Source organism: Desulfolutivibrio sp. (assembly GCF_036584575.1).
GTDB lineage: Bacteria > Desulfobacterota > Desulfovibrionia > Desulfovibrionales > Desulfovibrionaceae > Desulfolutivibrio.
Genome location: NZ_JAZHDB010000138.1, coordinates 1 through 3459, shown reverse-complemented (window position 1 = coordinate 3459; position 3459 = coordinate 1). Strand labels below are relative to the sequence as shown.

General features: G+C 66.0%; 4 protein-coding genes. 1 reads left to right on the top strand and 3 read right to left on the bottom strand.

What is annotated here, in order from left to right; genetic code table 11:
* The 3 genes from hemA to V3572_RS10350 all read right to left on the bottom strand — a co-directional run.
* Window positions 1–786 (bottom strand): glutamyl-tRNA reductase (gene hemA / locus V3572_RS10360; protein ID WP_332110914.1); only part of this gene is annotated, 786 nt, incomplete at its 3' end.
* A gap of 3 nt (window positions 787–789) precedes the next feature.
* Window positions 790–1614 carry a cytochrome C assembly family protein gene (locus V3572_RS10355; RefSeq protein ID WP_332110913.1) on the bottom strand — a complete coding sequence of 275 codons (825 nt, stop codon included), beginning with the start codon at window positions 1612–1614 and terminating at the stop codon, window positions 790–792.
* Entirely contained in the window at window positions 1601–2293 is a 693-nt protein-coding gene (locus tag V3572_RS10350) for a precorrin-2 dehydrogenase/sirohydrochlorin ferrochelatase family protein (RefSeq protein WP_332110912.1), read from the bottom strand. The genes V3572_RS10355 and V3572_RS10350 overlap by 14 nt, the downstream gene beginning before the upstream one ends.
* A gap of 98 nt (window positions 2294–2391) precedes the next feature.
* On the opposite strand from V3572_RS10350, the gene V3572_RS10345 reads away from it, so the two are divergent.
* Window positions 2392–3459, top strand: a 1068-nt coding sequence (locus V3572_RS10345) for a glycosyltransferase family 9 protein (RefSeq protein WP_332110911.1), incomplete at its 3' end; no start/stop codon positions are given.

Genomic DNA, 3459 nt, shown 5'->3' with positions numbered 1-3459 from the left:
GTCTCTGGCCCGGATGATGGCCTGGGGCGCGCCGGTGGAGCTGATGACGATGTCCGCCTCGGGCAGATGTTCGACCAGGTTTTCGAAGGGGATGGCCGTGCCGTGGAAGCGTTCGGCCAGCTCTTGTGCCCGGGAAAAGGTCCGGTTGGCCACGAAGAGATGGGAGATGCCCGAGGTCAGAAGGTGGGTGGCGGCCAGTTCGGCCATTTCCCCGGCCCCGATGAGCATGGCCTTTTTCCCGGCCGTCTCCCCGAAGATGCGCTTGGCCAGCTCCACGGCGGCGTAGCTGATGGACACGGCGCTGGCCCCGATGCCCGTGGCCGTGCGGACCTTTTTGGCTGTGGAGAAGGCCTTGTGCAAAAGCCGGTTGAGGATCACCCCCGTGGACCCGTTGCCCACGGCCCGACGGTAGGCGTCCTTCATCTGGCCCAGGATCTGGGGCTCGCCAAGGACCATGGAGTCCAGGCCCGAGGCCACCCGGAAGACGTGCTCCACGGCGTCGGTCCCGGCGTGGGCGTAAATATGCGGGGCCAGCCCGGCCGCATCCCGGTTGCAGTGCCCGGCCCAGCGCGACAAGACCAGGGAGGCCACCTCGGCCTCGGGGGCCCCGGACACCAAGATCTCCACCCGGTTGCAGGTGGACAGAACCAGGGCCTCGCGGATGGGGCTTTCCCGGGACACCAGGGCCCGTTCCAGAACGCCGCCGTCGGCCAGGGCAAAGGCCTCGCGCACCTCCACGTCCGCCGTCTTGTGGTTTAATCCGAACAAATGAATAGTGTATTGCATGATTTAGGACGCGAAGCTGTGGTGGGTGGGCATGAAAAAGTTGATCACCAGCATGGACACGATGCTGAGGCAAAAGACCCAGATGGCCAGCCAGGCGGTCTTGCGGCCGCGCCAGCCCATGAACAGGCGCTGGTGGAACAGGAAGGCGAAGAGCAGCCAGATGAAAATGGCCACCACTTCCTTGGGATCCCAGGAGAAAATGCGCTGCCAGGTGAGCTTGGCCCACAAAAAGCCCGAGACCAGGCCGACGGTGTACAGGGGAAACCCCCCCGTGACCGACCACTGGTTGGCCCGGTCAAAGGTGGAAAGCGACGGCAAGGCCCGGGCGAACCCGGAAAGCTTCTCCTTGGTCTTGATCTTGCGTTCCAGGAACAGATAGCCCGCCCCGGCGCCGCAGGCCATGGCCAGGAGGCTGATGGACAAAAAAAGCGATCCGATGTGCAGGCCGAAAAAAAGCCCCGCCAACGTCTCCGGCAACTGGCGCGCCCCGCCCACGGCCTGGGAGGAGAGAAAAAGGATCAACGCCAGGGGAGAGGCCAGAAGCCCCAGAAAATCCATGCGCAGCCGCCACCACAAAAAGAAAAAGATCAGGAGCAGGCTCCAGGCCAAAAGGCTGAAATAAAACTCGCCGCGCAGTAGCATGGTCCCGGCCTCTTCGCGCAGCGACAGCCCCAGGCAGACCGAGTGCAGGATAAATCCCGCAATGGCGGCCGCGTAGCTTGCCCGGCGAAGGGTCGGGGCCTGCCACAGGACGCCGAGCAGATACAGGATCGTTCCCGAGAGATACAGGCAGATCACCGCAAGAAACAGCAGATTATCCGGCGTCATCGTGCATCACCCCCATGATGATCGCTTCAAGTTGCCCGTGCAGCGATTCGGGAAGGATCGAGCGGAGGATGGACAGGGCAGCCGACGCATCGCGGCTTTTTATGGCGTCCAGAAGCGGCGAATCCACGATGGTGCGGAAAAGTTCCGAATTGTGGTCTGAGCCTTGGCCAAGGCCGATGACCAGGGGCCGCAGTCTGCCCATAAGCGTCAGGAAGGCCCCGTACTGCGCGCCGAAATAGTCTCCCAGGTCGCGGCGGATCTTGCGGGCCAGGGCCGGGGAGCTGCCGCCGGTGGACACGGCCAGGGTCAGATCCCCCTGGGTGAACAGGGCGGGCACGATGAAGCTGCATTTTTCCGGCTGGTCCACGATGTTGCAGGGGATGCCGCGCTCCTCGCACAGACGGCTGATGCGCCAGTTGAGCTCCTCGTCGCTGGTGGAGGCGATGACCAGGAACCGGCCCTCCAGGTCGTCCGGGGCAAAGGGGCGTTGTTCGAAGCGAACGCAGGCCTGGTCCAGGATGGCCGCGCCCGAAGGGGACAGGGGGGCCACGTCCAGGACCAGAACCTCTTCGGCCCCGCAGGAGGCCAGGGTGGCGATCTTGCGTCGGCCCACCTGGCCTGCGCCGACCACCAGACATTTTTTCCGGGCGAGATTGAGAAAGATGGGATAGTACCGCATGGGGGCAATGCATATCAGATGACCGGCGGATGGGAAAACAGCTTTCTTTCGCAAAAAAATCCGGATAGAAATGATCAAGCCTTTCGAAGGCTTCCTTTATGAAACGAGTGCTCGTCGTCCAACTGGCCCGGCTGGGGGATCTGATCCAGACCAAACGGCTGCTTCAGTCCGTGGCCCTGGCGGACCTCGACGGCGCAATCCCCGAGGTCCATCTGCTCACGGACGCCTCGCTGGTCTCCCTGGCCCGGCTGCTGTTCCCCGGCGTGGTCTGCCACGGCCTGGCCGCCCACGGCCCGGCCACCCCCGGCGGCGCCGACGATCCGGCCGCCCTGTCCCGCGTGTTCGCCAACCGCACGGTGTTCGCCGAGCTTTCCGGCCTGGACTTTGCGCGCGTCTATCTGCTCAACCATTCCGGACTGGCCCGGGCCGTCTCCGCCCTTTTCCCCTCCGAAACCGTTCGCGGGCATTTTCAGGTAAGCGGGCAGCCGCAAAAAGATCCCTGGCCCGCCCTGGCCTTCCGGTTTGCGGCCGCGCGCCGGGAGGCGGGCGTCAATCTGGCGGATTTCTGGGCCGCCTTTGCGCCGCGCCTGGTTTCGCCCGATTCGGTCAATCCCTTGGCCGCGCCCAAGGGCGGCGGTCTCGGCGTGGTCCTGGCCGGACGCGAGGCCAGGCGGTCCCTGCCGCCCGAGGTCATGGCCCTGCTGGCGGCGGCGGCGGTCTCATGCCATGCCGTGCGGCGCATTACGCTTTTGGGAACGGCGGCCCAGGCCCCGGCGGCCCGGGCCTTTTGCCGACATCTGCACCCCTCCCTGGCCGGTCAGGTGGCCGACCTGACCGGCCAGACGGACATGGCCGGGCTGGTGCGGGAGATTTCCGGGCTTGACGCCCTGTTCACCCCGGACACCGGGGCCATGCATCTGGCCGCCCACCTGGGCACGCCGGTGACGGCCTTTTTCCTGTCCTCGGCCTGGTGCCACGAGACCGGCCCCTATGGCGCGGGCCATACGGTCTGGCAGGCCGTGACCCCGTGCGCCCCCTGCCTGGAGTCGGCCCCTTGCGGGCAGGCCATGGCCTGCCTGACGCCCTTTGCCGACCCGGCCATGGTCCGGCTGGCGGCCGGGTCGGGCAAGGCCGCGCCGCCTGCGGGCGTGGTGGGCTTTCGCACC